Annotated in this window: 18 protein-coding genes; 3 read left to right on the top strand and 15 right to left on the bottom strand. The window is 62.4% G+C overall.

Translation table 11 applies throughout. The features are described 5' to 3' along the window. Positions 1 to 20: 20 nt before the first annotated feature. From HFK18_RS18685 to tadA, 3 genes are all read right to left on the bottom strand, one after another. Positions 21 to 893 carry an EcsC family protein gene (locus HFK18_RS18685; protein ID WP_180167399.1) on the bottom strand — a complete coding sequence of 291 codons (873 nt, stop codon included), beginning with the start codon at positions 891 to 893 and terminating at the stop codon, positions 21 to 23. Between the two features lie 113 nt (positions 894 to 1,006). Then, on the bottom strand, positions 1,007 to 1,579 hold the full coding sequence (gene orn, locus HFK18_RS18690; protein ID WP_180167400.1) for an oligoribonuclease: 573 nt from the start codon (positions 1,577 to 1,579) through the stop codon (positions 1,007 to 1,009). A gap of 75 nt (positions 1,580 to 1,654) precedes the next feature. Continuing rightward, on the bottom strand, positions 1,655 to 2,179 hold the full coding sequence (gene tadA / locus HFK18_RS18695) for a tRNA adenosine(34) deaminase TadA (protein ID WP_180167401.1): 525 nt from the start codon (positions 2,177 to 2,179) through the stop codon (positions 1,655 to 1,657). Between the two features lie 158 nt (positions 2,180 to 2,337). Here tadA and HFK18_RS18700 point away from each other — a divergent pair, with 158 nt between their 5' ends. Beyond that, the gene (locus tag HFK18_RS18700; RefSeq protein ID WP_180167402.1) at positions 2,338 to 2,775 is read left to right on the top strand and encodes an acetyltransferase; all 438 of its coding nucleotides are present in this window, start codon (positions 2,338 to 2,340) and stop codon (positions 2,773 to 2,775) included. A gap of 30 nt (positions 2,776 to 2,805) precedes the next feature. Here HFK18_RS18700 and HFK18_RS18705 read toward each other — a convergent pair whose 3' ends face one another. Continuing rightward, positions 2,806 to 3,312, bottom strand: a complete 507-nt coding sequence (locus HFK18_RS18705; RefSeq protein WP_180167403.1) for an N-acetyltransferase — start codon at positions 3,310 to 3,312, stop codon at positions 2,806 to 2,808. A 483-nt stretch (positions 3,313 to 3,795) separates the two neighbouring features. On the opposite strand from HFK18_RS18705, the gene HFK18_RS18710 reads away from it, so the two are divergent. Both HFK18_RS18710 and HFK18_RS18715 read left to right on the top strand, forming a co-directional pair. Next, positions 3,796 to 4,449: a hypothetical protein gene (locus HFK18_RS18710; protein ID WP_132824819.1), complete on the top strand. Its 654-nt coding sequence runs from the start codon at positions 3,796 to 3,798 to the stop codon at positions 4,447 to 4,449. Further along, complete coding sequence (locus tag HFK18_RS18715; protein ID WP_180167404.1) at positions 4,446 to 5,768, top strand: XVIPCD domain-containing protein; 1,323 nt, start codon at positions 4,446 to 4,448, stop codon at positions 5,766 to 5,768. The genes HFK18_RS18710 and HFK18_RS18715 overlap by 4 nt, the downstream gene beginning before the upstream one ends. Positions 5,769 to 5,829: 61 nt before the next feature. Here the strand turns inward: HFK18_RS18715 and HFK18_RS21970 are convergent, their stop codons facing one another. The 11 genes from HFK18_RS21970 to HFK18_RS18770 form a co-directional block, all read right to left on the bottom strand. Continuing rightward, complete coding sequence (locus HFK18_RS21970; protein WP_257216306.1) at positions 5,830 to 7,257, bottom strand: hypothetical protein; 1,428 nt, start codon at positions 7,255 to 7,257, stop codon at positions 5,830 to 5,832. Between the two features lie 95 nt (positions 7,258 to 7,352). Then, positions 7,353 to 8,369, bottom strand: coding sequence for an XVIPCD domain-containing protein (locus tag HFK18_RS18725; RefSeq protein WP_180167405.1), 1,017 nt, complete (start codon positions 8,367 to 8,369; stop codon positions 7,353 to 7,355). A gap of 57 nt (positions 8,370 to 8,426) precedes the next feature. After that, a complete protein-coding gene (locus HFK18_RS18730; protein ID WP_180167474.1) occupies positions 8,427 to 8,963 on the bottom strand; it encodes a hypothetical protein in 537 nt (178 codons plus the stop codon). A gap of 360 nt (positions 8,964 to 9,323) precedes the next feature. Continuing rightward, positions 9,324 to 9,647, bottom strand: coding sequence for a DUF4189 domain-containing protein (locus HFK18_RS18735; protein ID WP_100436493.1), 324 nt, complete (start codon positions 9,645 to 9,647; stop codon positions 9,324 to 9,326). 165 nt (positions 9,648 to 9,812) lie between these two features. Beyond that, positions 9,813 to 10,367 (bottom strand): DUF4189 domain-containing protein, encoded by a 555-nt coding sequence (locus HFK18_RS18740; RefSeq protein WP_180167406.1) that lies wholly within the window; start codon positions 10,365 to 10,367, stop codon positions 9,813 to 9,815. Further along, a complete protein-coding gene (locus HFK18_RS18745; RefSeq protein ID WP_180167407.1) occupies positions 10,351 to 10,818 on the bottom strand; it encodes a DUF4189 domain-containing protein in 468 nt (155 codons plus the stop codon). Before HFK18_RS18745 ends, HFK18_RS18740 begins: the two co-directional genes overlap by 17 nt. Before the next feature lie 96 nt (positions 10,819 to 10,914). After that, positions 10,915 to 11,118 carry a hypothetical protein gene (locus HFK18_RS18750; RefSeq protein ID WP_180167408.1) on the bottom strand — a complete coding sequence of 68 codons (204 nt, stop codon included), beginning with the start codon at positions 11,116 to 11,118 and terminating at the stop codon, positions 10,915 to 10,917. A 213-nt stretch (positions 11,119 to 11,331) separates the two neighbouring features. Then, positions 11,332 to 11,958 carry a DUF4189 domain-containing protein gene (locus HFK18_RS22050; RefSeq protein ID WP_306669844.1) on the bottom strand — a complete coding sequence of 209 codons (627 nt, stop codon included), beginning with the start codon at positions 11,956 to 11,958 and terminating at the stop codon, positions 11,332 to 11,334. After that, the gene (locus HFK18_RS18760) at positions 11,912 to 13,048 is read right to left on the bottom strand and encodes a type IV secretion system protein (RefSeq protein ID WP_180167476.1); all 1,137 of its coding nucleotides are present in this window, start codon (positions 13,046 to 13,048) and stop codon (positions 11,912 to 11,914) included. The genes HFK18_RS22050 and HFK18_RS18760 overlap by 47 nt, the downstream gene beginning before the upstream one ends. 67 nt (positions 13,049 to 13,115) lie before the next feature. Beyond that, positions 13,116 to 13,940, bottom strand: coding sequence for a hypothetical protein (locus HFK18_RS18765; RefSeq protein ID WP_218946796.1), 825 nt, complete (start codon positions 13,938 to 13,940; stop codon positions 13,116 to 13,118). Further along, complete coding sequence (locus HFK18_RS18770; protein ID WP_180167478.1) at positions 13,937 to 16,384, bottom strand: VirB4 family type IV secretion/conjugal transfer ATPase; 2,448 nt, start codon at positions 16,382 to 16,384, stop codon at positions 13,937 to 13,939. Before HFK18_RS18770 ends, HFK18_RS18765 begins: the two co-directional genes overlap by 4 nt. Positions 16,385 to 16,461: the final 77 nt, after the last annotated feature.

Raw genomic sequence — 16,461 nt, forward strand, 5'->3', positions numbered from 1 at the left:
GCATCCACGCATGGCGTGGATTACAACGTCGGCTCGATCAACACCCCGCCGTGCGCGATGCGGTCATAGCAGGTGCGCACCACTTCCTCGCCGTACTTCAGCTCCAGCCGGCGCACGATGAAATGGCCACGGGCCATGTCCTGGTAGTAGTCGGTGAACATGGTATTGAGCGTCGCGCCGGCTGCCGCACCGACGATCGGCACCGCCTGCGCGGCAAACTTCTCGGTGATCACCACACCGAAGCGCGCGGCGACCTTTTCCACCAGCTTGGCCAGCAGCTTGCCGGCTTCCTTCGGCGCCACGCCCAGGGTCAGGTCGCGTCCCGTCACCACGCGCCCGGCCAGTTCGGCCGACAGGTGGCGCATCACATCGGTGGTGAAGCCACGGGCCAGGTAGTAGCCGGTCTCGCTGGCATCGTCGCGCGGCGAATTGCCGCCCAGCGCGAACACCTCCAGGCAGGCCTGGCGGGTACTGAACTGCGAAAGATCGAAGCCTTCACTGCGGGCAACATCGGCCACCGCACGCATCATGATCGTGGTCGACACCGGCAGCTCGATGAACAGCGCGGCAAAGCCGAACGCACCACCGACCGCGCCGGACGTCGCTGCCGCCAGCTTGTGCCAACGTGTCGAGGCGCCCTTGCCCGGGGTGTTGTCCATGCTCCACAGCGCGGCCTGCACCGATTTGGACAACGCCGCCTGCACCGCACCGTGGATGCGGTTGGAGACCGAGGTGGGAAGCGCCTTCACCGCGAACTCCAGCGGCGTGCCGACCAGGTTGGCCATGCGCGCGGTGATCGTGGGCGCTTCCAGCAGGGCTACCGCCCGCTGCAGGTCAGACCAGTCGCCAGCGTCGTGGGCGATATCACGGGGCAGCAGGATGGGCTCGTTCATGGGCCGATCTTAGCGCCGTGGAGTTGAACGCAGCGTAGTGCCGGCCGCTGGCCGGCAACCCTGCGCCGCCGGCGAGCATCAGGCGGTTGCCGGCCAGCGGCCGGCACTACCCATCAAGAGGTCGGCAGGCCCGACAGCGCGCCCATGAACTGGCGATAGTGGCGCAGTTCGTTTATCGAATCGTGCACATCGCTCAGCGCGGTATGGTTGCTGTTCTTGCCCACGCCCGCAGCCACGGTCGGCGCCCAGCGCTTGGCCAGTTCCTTCACCGTGGACACGTCCAGGTTTCGGTAGTGGAAGTACTTCTCCAGCCGCGGCATCTGCCGGTGCAGGAAGCGGCGGTCCTGGCAGATGGAGTTGCCCGCCATCGGCGACACGCCGGCCGGAATCCACTGTGCCAGGAAGGCCACGGTCTGCGCTTCGGCCTGGCCGAGCGTCGTGGTGCTGTCGATGACACGCTGCCACAGGCCCGAACGACGATGCTGGTTGCGGTTCCACTCGTCCATCGCTTCCAGTGTTTCCAGCGGATGGTGGATGGCGAACTCCGGGCCCTCGGCCAGCACGTTGAGCTGGGCATCGGTGACCACGGTGGCGATCTCGATGATCGAATCGTTGTCGGTATCCAACCCGGTCATTTCCAGGTCGATCCAGATCAGTCGCTCGTTGGCCGCGCCGTTCTCTGCCATCGTGTCGCCTCGTTGCTGGGCAGGCACGAGGCCGGCCGGTAAAGGAAAGTGGCGGCCATCATACCCTTTCGCCACTCAGCCCTCGCCAGCGTGGTCCTCCAGCAGCAGCGGCGGCTTGCCGCGCTTGGCCCGGAAATAGTTGGTCAGGCGGTTGCCCGCCTCCTTGGCCAGCACGCCGGCATGGACCTCGACCCGGTGATTGTGGCGGGCATCACCGACCAGATCGAACACGCTGCCACAGGCACCCGTCTTGGGATCGCTGGCACCGTAGACCAGGCGCGCCACACGGGCATGCACGATCGCCATCGCGCACATCGCGCACGGCTCCAGGGTGACATACAGCGTGCTGCCGATCAGGCGGTGATTGGCCAGCAACCGCCCGCCCTCGCGCATGGCCACGATCTCGGCATGCGCGCTGGGATCATGCGAGGCAATGTTGAGGTTCCAGCCCTCGCCCAGCAGCTGACCGTCGGCACCCACCAGCACCGCACCGACCGGGATCTCGTCGAACTCACGCTGTGCGCGTTCGGCCAATGCCAACGCGTGACGCATCCAGTGCTCGTCGGCGTCGTGCACGGGCACGGCCAGGGTGTCGGTCATGGCGGTTCTCGAATTCGAACAGTTCAGCGCGACCGCAGTGTAACGCAGGCCTCTGTGACCACGTCGACAGCGCCTCGCAGGCCGCCTCCAAACGGCCTCTTCCCTCCAGTTCCGGCCGCTATACTTGTTTGCACTTGCGAAGCACCTTGGACATGCCCATGACCACCCTGCGCCCTTCCGGCGCTACCGATGGCGACGCTCTCGTCGACCTCTGGCGCCGGGCCGTCGACGCCACCCATGACTTCCTCAGTACCGAAGACCGCCAGGCCATCGACGCCGAAGTCGCCGGCTTCCTGCCGCACGCCTCGCTGGTCGTGGCGGTCGACGACCAGGACTGGCCGCAGGGTTTCATGCTGATCGACGGCTCGCACATGGAAGCGTTGTTCATCGATCCCGACGTGCGCGGAACCGGCATCGGCCGCCAGTTGCTGCTGCATGCGGTGGCCCGGCACCCGCAACTGACCACCGACGTCAATGCGCAGAATGCACAGGCTGTGGGCTTCTATCAGCGCATGGGTTTCACTGAAACCGGCCGCTCGCCGGTGGATTCGCAGGGTCGTCCATATCCGCTCATTCACCTTCGCCATCAAGGCTGACCGGCGCCCGGAGCGCCTGCCGTCCCCCGATCAACCGACCGCGTCGAACGCCGGCGAGTAGCGCACCTCGCCCTGCGCCATCGGCGGCTGCAGGCACAGGGCCTGGAAATACGCCGCCGGCACGCCGGGTAGGACCAGACCCGGCACGGCACGGAAGCCGAAGCGCCCGTAGTAGGCCGGCTCGCCCAACAGCACGCAGCCCCGCGCGCCCTTCCTGCGCAGAGCCTCGATCGCGGCCCGCATCAAGGCCGTGCCCACGCCGCGCCCCTGCTGCTGCGGCAGCACCGAAATCGGCCCTAGCCCGAACCAGCCCTGGCTGCCGTCCTGCACGCTGACCGGGGACAGCGCGACATGACCCACCAGAAGGCCCGCATCCTCTGCCACCAGCGACATGCTCAGCTCGCCACGCTCACGCAATGCATCCACGATGTGGTGTTCGGTGTGGCTGCTGTGGACAGCATCGCGGAACGCCATTTCGGTGAGCTTGTGAATGGCGACATGGTCGTCGATGGATTCTGAGCGGATTGCAAGGTTCATGGCAGGCACTTTGTCAGGGTAAGGAAGGTGTGAATTCATGATTCAAGTCACAAATTGATAGTGAGAGCCGCTCGCGACATTGAAACGCCTTGGCGCTATCGAATCGCCTGTGCCGCAGTCGATTCACTGGCATCACCCTTCGCCGAATGCGTCAATAAATCGACACCCTTGTCCAGAGACGGCTGGCGCCAGCTTTCCCGGGCACTCCATAATCGCCGGACCTGTCACCAGGGAAGGATGCATGGACATGGATGTACCACGCCGTATCACGCCAAAGGGAGCGCATGAACGTCGAATCGCTCCTGATGCATGTCCCCCTCGCATCGAAGAGATTGCCGGATATGGCGCAAGCGGCGAGGAAAACCCGACGCGCTACCGGGTCGATCTGCGTGACGCGTTACTCTCAACCATGATCGCTGCGCAGAATCTCGCGCGGAGAGTGGCCTGCTCCATATATCCCTCTATGCCCCAGGGAGGCCGACATTGCGCCCCAAGATGCTTCCGTGCCTTGCTCTGCTTCTATTGACCGCCTGCAACCCGGAGTCCGCCATGAACCAGGAACGTGCCGCTGCCGAAGCCGATGTCGCCCAGGGCGGGCGTGGCCTCGCCAAGCTCAACCCCAGCCCGCGCAAGGCCTATGAACTGGTGCTGCGCCTGAAGGATGCCCCCGGCGATTTCGCGGTGGTCGAGGGCGTCGCGCAGTACGACGTCATCAACGAAGACCAGTGCGGTCACATCGAGCCCGCCACAGGCACCGCAGCGCGCATCACCAGCCAGGAACCGGTGCAGCTGCGCAAGGTTGCCGATGGCGAGTATCGCGGCACGTTGTATGTGGACCGTATGCTGGATGAGGACTACTACGGCCGCGGCGTCTGCAGATGGGAATTCAGCGGAGCCGGTGCCATGCTGAAAGCAACCGGCGCCGAAGACGAAACTCGCTTCCTGACCTTCGTCGATGCCAAGCCGCTGACCGACGGCAGCGCGCATACGCTCTACTATCCGGATCTGGTCTATCCGCGGGCAGATCGCGTTCCCAATTTCCCGGCCAGTGGTGAGCCTGATCGCAGCGGCTATGCCGCCGACCTGCAGGACAAGCTGTTCACGATCAGCCTTTCTGCGAGTGAGGTGGCACCGTGACCATCACCTCCCAGGACTACGCTGCGTTATCCGATGACGCCTACAAGGACCGCGCCGTCGGCCGACGTGCACCCGGCCAGGAAGAGAAGGTCACGCTCAACGGCCATGAGTACAAAATACTCGAGCATGTCGACAACCGGCTCAACGGCTATCAGGGCACCGTCTATCAGCGCGTAGACAGCAAAGAGATCGTCATTGCCCATCGTGGCACGGAGGATATTGCCCGCGATGCGATCCTGACCGATGGCGGCATGGTGGTAGCGCGCACCAATGTACAGGCACCTGACGCGATCGCATTGACCCAGAGAACGCTTGAATCTGCCGCACTCCAGTCTCGCTTGAATGGTGGACATACTCCCCAGGTCACCGTCACCGGCCACTCCCTCGGCGGCGCTCTTGCCCAGATCACCTCGCACCACTTCAACATCAAGGGTGAGACCTTCAACGCCTATGGTGCGGTCAGCCTCAGCTACCGCATCCCCGAAGGCGGCAACACCATGATCAACCACGTCATGGCATCCGATCCGGTCAGCGCTGCTTCGCCCCACTTCGGCCAGGTACGCATCTACGCCAACCCGGATGAGATCAAGAGGTTGTCAGCAGCTGGCTTCAGCAACCACCCGCTGCGCGACCTGATCCCGGATCGTCCAATCCTTGCAGCAGGCAGCTCGTTCGGCGCGCACAAGCTGGGCAACTTCCTCGGCGACGGCTCGGTCCTGAAGCATCCGGATACCCAGCAGCTGGCGAAAGACAACGCCAAGATGATCGAGGAGTACCGCGACGACGTGGAATCACTGCGCAGTGGCGTTACCCGTACTGCACGCGGCATCCCTGGCGGAGCAATCGACCTGTACGACCACATCCGCGGCCCGTTGCAGCCTGGTGAACCGGCACGCCGCGAAGCGGAGAAGAACGGCCATCACACCAGCATGCTGCGCATGGACGATGCCAATCATCTGGGCAATCCGTTATTCAACGACGCGATCCGTGGCGTGCATGCGCAGGACGTGCGCGTCGGCCGCGTGCCGGATGTAATGAGTACGCAGCTGGCTGGCGGCCTGGCCGCCGAAATGCACGCCGCGGGCGGCAAGCGCATCGACGAAGTGGTGATGAACGCCGATGCCTCGCGCAGCTTCGCGGTGCAGGGCCAGGGGGGTGACCCTGCCCATCTGCGTGTATCGGTGGACACGGCCGTTGCGATGAACACGCCGCTGGAGCAGAGCAGCCAGCGCATCGAGCAGCAATCTGCCGGTCAGGCCCTGGCGCGCGAGCAGCAGCTGGAACAGACCCAAGCGACCCAGCGCAGCCTGCACGCCTGAGACGATTGCTGGAATGAAAACGGGAGCCGGCACCGCCGGCTCCCGTCGTATCTGCGGTCGATCAGGGGCTGGAAACTGCCGAGTTCACCGTCGACCCTGCCAGCACGTACGCATCTGGGCCCGAGTCCGGGAAACCGCCGCAGGGCTTGTCGCCCGGCGCCACCGGATCGCACGGCCACTGCGCGCGCGTCACGGTATCGCGCAGCTCGAAGCTCGTACCGTTCCAGACCACGAAGGCTAGGTGCTCACGGTTCCAGTCGCTGAAGCTGTGCGGACCAGTCTTCTGCGGCGATTCCGGGTACTGCACGAACCAGCGCATGGCCGGCCCGTACTGCAACTTGCTGTGATCCAGGATGACCTTGCCTTCGCGGGCGCGGTGACGCGCACGATCGGCCTCGCCGATCGACGGTGCCGCCGGCATTGCCTTTGCAGTGATGTCCTGCGGGACGCCATCGCTGCCCACCTGGTACACACGCTGGCGGACGTAGGCCTGCCCGCAATTGCCAGCTGCGAGCCGGACCGGATCTGCAGTGTTCTCGTTTGGCAGTGCGCCGTCGGCACAGTCGAACGGCGCCGAGACAAGATAGGTGGTCGTGGAAGCATCTGCGCCTTCAAACGAGCGCACCCAGATATCGCCCAGGCGCCCGATGAAGTCCGGACGCTGGCCCATGCCGGCCACGGCCTTGAACCATGCCTTCTGGCGCACTTCACGCTCGCGCCAGCTGCGCGGCAGGTGGATGTCCTGCTCGGGCAATGCCACCAGCAGCGCCGCCAGATGCGGCGGCAACGTGCCCTGGCAGGCACCGATCATCAGATCGCCCTGCGGTGCCAGGCGACCGGCCAGATCGACCGGGCAGCGCGCACCGAGCTGGCGCTCGGCGGCCTGGTCTGGTGCGAGCGGGATGATGGGTGGTGCAACTGGGGCTGGCGGTGGGACGGGGGCCGGGGCCAGTGCGGTGTCGGGCACCTGTGCAGCGGCGGCAACGGGGGCCGGCACCGGCGCGGGAGCCGGCGCGGCTGCGACAGGCGCCGTTGCGGCAGGCGCAGCATTGGTGGAGGCAACATCGGGCGCAGGTGCTGTCGGTACTACCCCGGGCGCTGATGCAATCGCGGGTTCGGCGGCAACGGCTTCCGGAGCGACGCCTGTTGTCGGTGCCGCCTGCGGTGTGGGTGCGGGCGGCATGGTCGGCTCCGCCGCAGGTTCAGGTGCAAGTGCAAGTGCAGCAACCACGCCTGGCACCGGCTCAGGCGCGGCGATAGGTGCCGGTGCCGGTGCAGGAAGAGCATCCGTTGCTGTGACAGCGGGCGTCTGCTCGTCAGCCACTGCGGCGACCGGCGCTGATGCAACCTCCTCGACCGCGGGGACCGCCGGGGCGTCCGGTGCCTGCTGTGCGTGGGCCATGGCGGTGACCAGTCCCAGCGGCAGCAGCCACAACACCGTAGCGCGACCACGCTGGGCCACGTTGGAATGCAGGAAAGTGTTTCGCATGTTGTGTCCTTACAAAGAGATCCATGTAGGCACCCGAGGGTGCTCGGTGTCGTTCGATGGGCCCGCCGGTTTCCGACCTGCAGGCGGTGCCCAGATTACAGCGATCGCGGGCGGTTCTGCTCCTGCTCGCGGGTAGCTGAAGCGGTCTGTTCCTGGCGGGAAGAGGCTTCGGCCGCCAACTGCTGGCTGCTCTGCTCGAGCGGCAACTGGGCGGCGGCCTCACGCTCGACCATCGAGCGCTGCATCGCCGGGTCCCCCATGACGCCCTGCACCGCAAACAGCGCCCTGCCGTCGGTACCGGCCACCACGTGATCGATACGGCTCATCCCTGCCCTTTGTGCGCTCAACGCCAGGGCCCCGGCCGCATTGTCCAGTTCCTGCTGGCTGCGCATGCCACTCTGCGGCCCCAACTGCTGCAGATGACCCCGTGCGTCGGTGAACAACCGGTTGCCGGCATGGGCCGGATCGGACATATCGCGCGCGCGCTCAGGCAACTGTGCAGGTTCGCCCACTTCGCCGCGGGCAAGCCGGTCCATCACGTCCGGGGTCAGCTTCTGCTGCCACGCTTCAAAACGCTTGAGCCGGTCCTCCACCCCGTTGATGGCGCCGTTGATGGCGTAGGTTGCCTCGCGCACGTCCTCGCGCGCGTGTTCCGGCACACGGTTCTGCCATTGCCACACCGCGATGCGACCTGCATGTTCCGGCTGCGATGCCAGCTCGGGCTGGTTGACCAGATCCAGATCCAGCGCGCTGCCGGCGCGCTCGTAGCTTTCCTTGCCGGTCAGCGGCAGATAACCGCGCCCGTGGTACTTCAGCGCATCACCGGGCGCGTCGTTGCCCATCCGGCCGCCATACATCAGCTCGGCCAGGTCATCCGGACGCCCTCGCAGGGCTTCCTGGCGCGCGGACTCCAGCGCCTCGGTGCCATTGCGCCACGCCGCTTCGACCGGGATCTGCGAGATGCCCCGGGTATAGTTGAAACTCTCGTTGAGCCGGCTCAGGCCACGCGACTCGTGCCCTGCCTGGGCCATGAAATTGGCCAGTTCAAGGGGGGAGTCGATGCCGGCTTTCGTCGCCTGCCGCAGCAGTTGCGACTCTCTATCGGTCGACACAGTGCAACTCCTGGATGTTCATCAGCGCGGATTCCTTTCCGCCGGTTGGAGCTTGGCTCATGGAAGCGACACCTCGGCGACACTGGACGGGTCGAAGTCCTCGAACCGCACCCTGCCCAGTTCCGCCACCGAGAAATCCCGGATGTTGGTCGCTTCGGTCTCGATATCCACGACCTTGCGTCTCACCCCATCCACCCAGCACGCCTTGTCCGCCGATGCGTAGCGGAACCGGTACGTGCTGCTCCAGCGCTCGCGGCTGCCGCCGTTGGTGATCACGCTGAAGGTGTCTTCCTCAACCATTGCATACGCAAAAGGGTCGCCCGCCAGGCCACCGCGGGTGGAACACGGCACCAGCTTGTCGTTGCGCGCGGCCAGCTGCCAGCGCCCGCGCCCGTCACCGCGCAGCAACAGCAGCACCCGGTTTGGTCCGTGCTGGCCGGGCACCAGCCCTTCCGGCGTCGGCTGGTCGATGACCAGCAACTGGTACTCGATGCCATCGCCGTTGAGCTCGCCCCTGACGGCTTCGAGCAGGTTCGCACCGGATGGAACAAATGCCAGGGCATCGTCCATGTGTGCGCCAACCCTGTCTTCCATCCCCTCCCACTCCTTCAATGTCGTCTTGCCGATGCCCGCGTTGGTGGCGGGCACGGTGGCGTTGCCCGGCCGCGCCGGTCACCCTGCAGATGCGGATGATAGCTCCGGGAGCACCGTGGCAGCGATGGTGGCAAGCGTCACCCGTCGGACGGGCACACAGGGTCCTCATGGACGGAAAAGCTCCTGCAATCGGTAGCGCCGAAGCGTCATTTTTCTGACGCCAGGAGAGCTTAACGCGAGGACGTCTATTGCGTCGAAGAGCGCAAGCTTGAAATGGAGCCACCAGTCACAAAATCCGGGACCACATCCACGAAGCAAGAGGGACGCGGGCGGCCCAGCGCCCCCAAATCGCCCGTAGCCTCACATGCAGTTGTTGAATACCAGAGGACAGGCTTTCGCATCGGCATCGATACATTCTCCCACTGCCTTTTCCTCCGCTTCGGGCAGCGTCCCGGCCACGGCAGAATAGGTCTGCACAACGTCACTGCCCCTGCTGCGGGCACGGACCACTGCGGCGCACTGGCCAAGCGTGAACGCAGCCACCACTTTGCAGTCACCTGCCCCACACTGGCTGACTGCGGTGTCACGTGCATCACGCTCGTTCAACCCCATATGGATCGCGTAGGCCTTGGGCGCACTGCCTGCAGCGATCGCGCTCCAAGACTGGGCCATGTTGGCCACCATGCGGCCATCCTTTGCGGTTCCCGTGGACACGCCTCGCTTGTCGAGCGGCTTTGCGATGAACTCCGTGGCCCCTGGAAAAGGCTGGAACTTTGGATCCGAAACTTTACCTAGAACGTTCAGTGAAACGCGTTGGATGAAGCGCTCGGCCGCCTTGTAGCCGTACTTTCAGCCAGTGCAGAAAGCCTGCTCTGGCGGACTCTTACAATCGCTACCACCCGCCGCGACGCAAGCGCTGCCGGCGCCGGCCGCAGCCTCCTGCTTGCTGGCGCCATGGCCCAGGTACATTCCGCCGTGCCCGCTGTACGCCGGGGCCACGCACGTGTTGGCAAAGGTGACAATCGGATAGCAGACGCCCTTGCACTGCTTCATGGCGTTGGCCAGTGCATCGTCGCTTGTCTCGTCATTCAGATGGACGTACCACGACCCATCTTCAGTGTTGACCGCCAGCGAACCCCACCAGTCGCGCTTGGCGTCCTTCCTCAGCTGCGCGTTGCGGGCTGCAGCGATGTTCCGCGCAATTTGGTCGGCGATATAGTCTTCTTCGGTGTACACATAGCTGCTGGCTTGCTGGCTCTGCTGCCACTGCACGTAATTGTTGACGTTCTGCGCGTGCTGCTGCATCTGCGCCTGACGACCATTCTGCGCCATCGCCGGCATCACGGCAGCCGCGAGCAGGACAGTGCACAACCAGCGCAAGCAACGGTCAGAAGCAGTATTCACTCTGCACCCCGCACTTCTTCGCACCCGACGCCTGGCAACGATCCATCGCCTTGCGGCTCAATTCGCCAGCTTTAACCGTGCGACCATCACCTGCTTCAACGAAGGTGGCTCGGACGTTGGGCCGGGAGTCTGCATCGCTGGCGATCACCATGCAGTAATGACGAATCGGGAAAGTAGTCAGATCTTCGCATCCGCCCCACTTCTTGCTGCAGTCGCGTCGTGCCATCAGCTTGGCCTCTACCTCCGAACCACCCACAGCGGTTACAACCTGCTGCTTGGCATCGCTAACCGCCATGCCGATATACATTTCCCTGCCTTCAGGAATCTGTGCGGTCATGGTTCCGGGAGGCGGCAACCCCTCCAGGCCAGATTTCTGCTGCGCGATCGCCCCGCCGCTTACCAGCAGCACGGCAACCAGCCCACATCCCATGTGCTTCATGCGCTTCTGCATGTCCATTCTCCACTCGCCGCCAGATCGGGCGCAGATCTTGCGCCACCAGGACGAATACAATAACGCTCGAAACAGAACTATAGTATCGGAACTTTCCTAAAGTGAATCAGAGGGGGAGAAACCAAGCGCAAAAAGGGCTAAGCCCTGCTTGCTGACCAGAAACCCAGCAGCTCGCTTATGCAGATGTGCAGATACGCCCCCCTCGGAGCCAACAACATTATTGAGGATCGTTGCCTCGTCCGGAATCGCATCCAACGCACTGAACCAGACTAACAGCCCCATTAACGCGATCTTTTCCAACCTTCTTTTCATCCCAGGCGCTCAACGCATACCACTACTGCCGAAGAGGAATACCCGGCATTGCGCCCGTCTCGCAGAGCGATAGCCCTCGCGGCGCGAGCAAGGATAACGTGGGAAATTTGAGCCAGCGGCACCTTCCAGGACGCTGCCCGTTCAATTCCGGCAAGAATGATCTCGCGACGGGCTGCGAGCGAAACGGCTCTTTCTGGAACCTCAATACTTTTTAAACAAAGGCTCCGTGCAGTCGCTATAGACGGCTTCGCAGGCACCCGGTTTATCGTTCTCACAAATTCCTTGAGCCAGGCTCTCGGCGCGCTCCAAAGTCGGCCCAGTACCAATTCCCGATCGCCCTTTTCCTGTATGACCACGTGGAATTACCCATGAAACACACTGATTGAAGTAGGTCACACTGACCTTGCAGTCACGGGCACCACTGCTTGAGCATTTGGCAATAGCATCTTGCTCGGCATCTCGCTTGGACAATTTTCCGGTGGAAACGCCAGCATCGGAAGTAGTTGAGGAAACCGCCACTCCTCCCCACGTCCTAATCCATTCGCCGGTTGGCCGCGGAGGCGGCGCAGGCATTTGCTGCGAGCTTCCTCCCCCTGTACTCCCAGGAATAGGGGCACAACCTTGGACCCCTTGCCCACCAATCGGATAATAGCCTGGCGGACACCCGCCCTCCGCGCTAGCGACATTGATCGCGCCACCCATTATCAAAGCAACGAAAAAAAGGCGAAACGCGGAAAATTTCATCGACATACTCATATACGTAATCAAACAATGCGGGGTGTCAGGAGTTACCAGATGGCGCGTTACCTCTGAGTCCTGATGAAGCATGTGTCACCTCATGACTATGAATCTTCGGCATGGCCAGCTGACTAGTTGCTGCGTCTGCCTGATTCGTAGATGGCTTCGCCGGCGTGAACATCCCACCACTCGAACCCGACGAACCCGGAGGCTGACCACTCGGGCCTGGCGACGTCGGCACGGCACTACCGCCTATCTGCGAATATGCCATGAAGGTACCCAGCGTACCCTGGAAGAACATCGCGGCCATTGGGGGCGCAGTCAGAATCAGCGTCGTGAGGATCAACCCCATGCCTCCCTGCTGCAGCGCCATGCTGCTCATGCCCTCTGTCAAGTTGGTACTCAGCAGAGCACCCAGTGCCGCGGCGCCCCAGAAGGAACCCGCAACGCGAGCAATCATTTCCATCGCAATACCGGTCATCGCTGCCAATACCGCCATGGAGAACATCGTTCCAATGCCATAGAACAGCCATCGCTGGAACAATGACTTTGTCTGCTCGAACAACAGACAAAGAATGAACAGTGGCCCAAACCCGATGAACATGGCCATCGCCACCTGATACAGCAGCAACATCGCGCCGGCCGTCACAGCAGGTCCGCCGGTTCCCAAGCCGATGAACCACATGGCTCGGGTCTTGGCGCTGTCCAGCGTGACATCGCCCGCCACATCCAGGACGCTGACCGAAGTCAGGGCCAACTGCATGTAGCCAAGATTGCGGTCAATCAGCTCCTCGGCCGTATCGTCCTTACCCGTCACTACATAGGTGATCTCATCCTGCACGTCCTGGGTCAGGAAAGTCTGCAGATCCCTGCCGAACATTGCCATTGACGTTGCGACAGTAACGATCAAGGCAGCACGCGCCATGTTGGTTGCCAGCGCAGCCATCGAATCACGGCTGCGGCCGGTGACGATGCGGAAACCCTGGATCAGAACCCACAGCGTCATCAACACCAAGGCGATCGAGCCCACCCACGTCATCATGCGACCAAGCACGCCCTCGCCGAAGTTGGCGATCTCATCACGCAGGTAGTCGAGGATCAGCTTGAAGAACACGAAGTCGCCCACCGAAGCGAACATCGTCCCGTGTAGCAGATCGCCAACCACCATGCTCTGCATCATTCCCTGACTCATCACATCACCCGCCCCGCTTCGGGGCCCTGCTGGAGTGCATTACGCACGTGGTTCATCACTTGGAAAGAGCCGCTTTCAGCGTGCCGGCCTTGATCACGCTGCCGAACGGGCTGTTCTCCCCACGAAGGGCGCGCTCGGTGAGGTTTCGCTGACGGGACTGCAACGCCACGATCTGCTGGTCGTAGACCTTGATCTGGTTCTCCCACTTCTTGAAGGCCTGATCCAGCGCCACAGAGGTGCCCATGTTGTTAGAAATGTCCTCCTGGATCGCGGCCTCATTCCTGAATGCGTTGCGGATCCTGCGCAGTTGCCCAAGCATCTGCTCCATGGCCGGCATCGATTGCTGGACCACCTCCACGGTTTCGTTGTACTTCCTGTTCTCCAGAACCTGAATATAGGCGCAGATCGACCGCTGCTGCGCACCGATGTCGCCCCCCGGACTGAGATTCAGTAGTGACATAAGGCCCGACATGCTGACCATCGATCCACCGCCGCATTTTTCAGCGACGTTCCAGTGCTCCGGGATCTTCTGCAGCGTCGGGGTAGGAGGCATCAGCGGAGAAGCGATGATCTGCTGCATGTTCTGCAGCTTCGAGAGCCAGTTATCGATCGTCTTCATGTACTGACCCGCGGTTTCGCTCCAGCGGCCCGCCTCGGTCAAGTACTCACCAGCGGACTTGTATTCCTGCAGGAAGTTCATGATCCAGTTCGCAGGGTCATAGACAGTCATCGCCTGCGCCTGATGGGTTCCGGTACTGAACGTCGTACCCAAGGTCAGCATGGCGGCAAAGATCGGCGCCAAGCGCCGGCGACGCGGCGCGTTCTGTCGGATTTCAGTTGCCATGCCAGTTTCCTTGTGAAGTTCGGTAATGGTGTTCATGCCGCCTCCTCATCGTCCTTATCAGCCCGCTTTCCCGAGCCCTTTCGATTCTTGTAGAAGGTGTCCAGCCACTGGTCTGGGGTCAGCTCGTCGACGGTAACCCGTGCACGCACTGCAGCGGTCTGCAGAACGCGATGCATGACCTCGATGTTATCGGTCGATGCGGAGATGACCGACAGGATGTCATCCATGCCGCGCAGGTTGAGCTGACACACGCTGGACGCGTGACCCTGTTTGACCAGGAAGCATCGCGAGCGTTCGTCCAGCGCAGTGACCACCTTGAACTCGGCCTCGGTCAGCTTCAGGCCGTCCATGTAGTCGCTCTTGCTGGCGTTCGGGTTGGGCAGCAGGATCAGCGTCGCGGTCTGCTCGATCAGCGCTGCGGAGATATCGCTCTTCAACGCATCTTCCGGGCTCTGCGTCGCGAAGATGCCGAGGCCGTTCTGCTTACGGATGGTCTTCTGCTTGTTCTTGGCGAACTCCTTCAGGCCACCTTCGCCGTCCAGGATCTTCCAGAACTCGTCCATCACATAGATTAGCGGGCGACCATCGATCAGCGACTCCAGGCGGTGCAGCAGGTAGTTGATGACCGGCACGCGCACTTCAGGATTGTCGATGATGTCGGTGTAGTCGAAACCGATGATGTTGGCCTTGCTCAGGTCCACGGTATCGACCGGGTTGTCGAACACCCAACCCAGCGAATTTCCCGACGTCCAGCGGCGCATGCGCGCGTAAAGTCCGTCGTCGCCCATGTTGGGCAGGCTCTTCTGGAAATTGGTCATGCTGCGCAGGTGCATCGGCGTGTCGAGCATGCTCTCCACCGCGCGGTAGATGTCCTCTTCCTCGCGGGCGCTGTACTCGCGTTTGCCGGCCAGCACCTTGATCAGGTCAGCCAGGAACTGCACGTTGCCTTCGTTGTTTTCGCACTGGAAAGGATTGAAGCCGGTCGGCGCACCGTTCTCCAGGGCCAAGTAGTTGCCGCCGCAGGCGCGCACGAAAATCTCAGCACCGCGATCCTTGTCGAAGAAGAAAATGGTCGGCGAAGGCTCGTACTTCTGTACCTGGCTGAGCAGGAAGTTGATCAATGCCGTCTTACCGGTACCGGACTTACCAATCACCATGGTATTGGCGATCGCCTTCTCGCCCAGCGAATTTTCCGACGGGTGGGTCGCATGGAAATTGAAATAGTACGGCTGACCGTTGGTGGTCTGCAGAGTGGTGACGCAATCGCCCCACGGGTTGTTGTGCTGTTTGCCGGTGGCGAAATTGTGCAGCGGCGACAGACCCAGGAAGTTCAGCGAGCTGACGTTGGCCAGGCGCGTACGGAAGCGCCAGTTGGCCGGAATCTGCGAGTAGAACGACGAGGTGACAGCCAGATCTTCCTTGGTCGACACGAAACCGGCGTTGGACAATTCAGCGCGCGTCGTGGCGACGTTCTGAGACAGCTTCGCCTGACTGTCACCGTACACGGCCATGATGAAATGATACTCACCCAGCACGAAGTTGCCCGACGACAGCTGATCCATCGCGTAGTCGAGCTCGGCGATCTGACTGACGGCCTTGTCACCCGACGAAATCATCATGCCCTTGGTGCGATCCAGCACCTTCAGCGCATCTTGCCGACCCATCGGACTGAATGAATGGGTGATGACGTACTCATAGTCGAGGTACTTCAGGCCGTTGAGGATGCCGGGGTATGTCCCCTCCGCATACTCTTTGATATTGAGGATGGCGCCAAAGTGATTTACGCCATTTGGAGTATTGATGACGAAGTCACCGGTCTTCGCCGAAAACATATGACGACTGATCGGAAGATAGTCCTTCACCGGAGCGGACAGCACCGGCACCGGCTCGTCGACCCGGTTGATCAGGTAGCCGAACAGCTCCAGCGTTTCGGAGAACACGACACCATTCTTGGCTTCATACATGCCCAGGCGGTACGGCGCGTAGTCGCGGATGACTGCTTCAACGTTGCCGGCCAGCTCAAGCAGCTTTTCCACCGCCTGATCCTGTTCCCCCTGCAGCTTCTCGATGCTGGCCGACTTTTCCACGAAGCGCTTACCGGCCACGACCGGACGATAGATCATCGTCAGGTAAAGCTCGTTCTGCATGATGCGCTGCGATGACAGCATGCCCATGTACTGATCGGACACATCCTGGTTGAAGCGCTGGTTGTAGCGACTCCCCCCCTTGAGTGTGCGGCGGCGACGGATGTCGTGCACCCAGAAGGCGACATTGACGAAATCTGGTGCGCGCAGGGTCTGCAACAGACGGTTGAAGGTATTGTGCCGGTGCTCCAGCTCCCATTCCTCGCGACCGACGAACGGCAGGCCTTCCAGGTACCACGTCAACAGATAGTCCCCGCCCGTGGTTTTGACCACGTTCGGTGCCACGTGTGACGAGAGAGGAACGAACTCGCTGATGGAGGTATCTGGAGAGAACATGCGACTGCTTCCAAAAAAGTGCGCCAGGGAACTGCAAAGTGGGCAGGCGGGAGCGGGCACCCGCCTGCCGATGCCCG

It is taken from the genome of Stenotrophomonas sp. SbOxS2 (assembly GCF_013416715.1).
Classification (GTDB): domain Bacteria; phylum Pseudomonadota; class Gammaproteobacteria; order Xanthomonadales; family Xanthomonadaceae; genus Stenotrophomonas; species Stenotrophomonas lactitubi.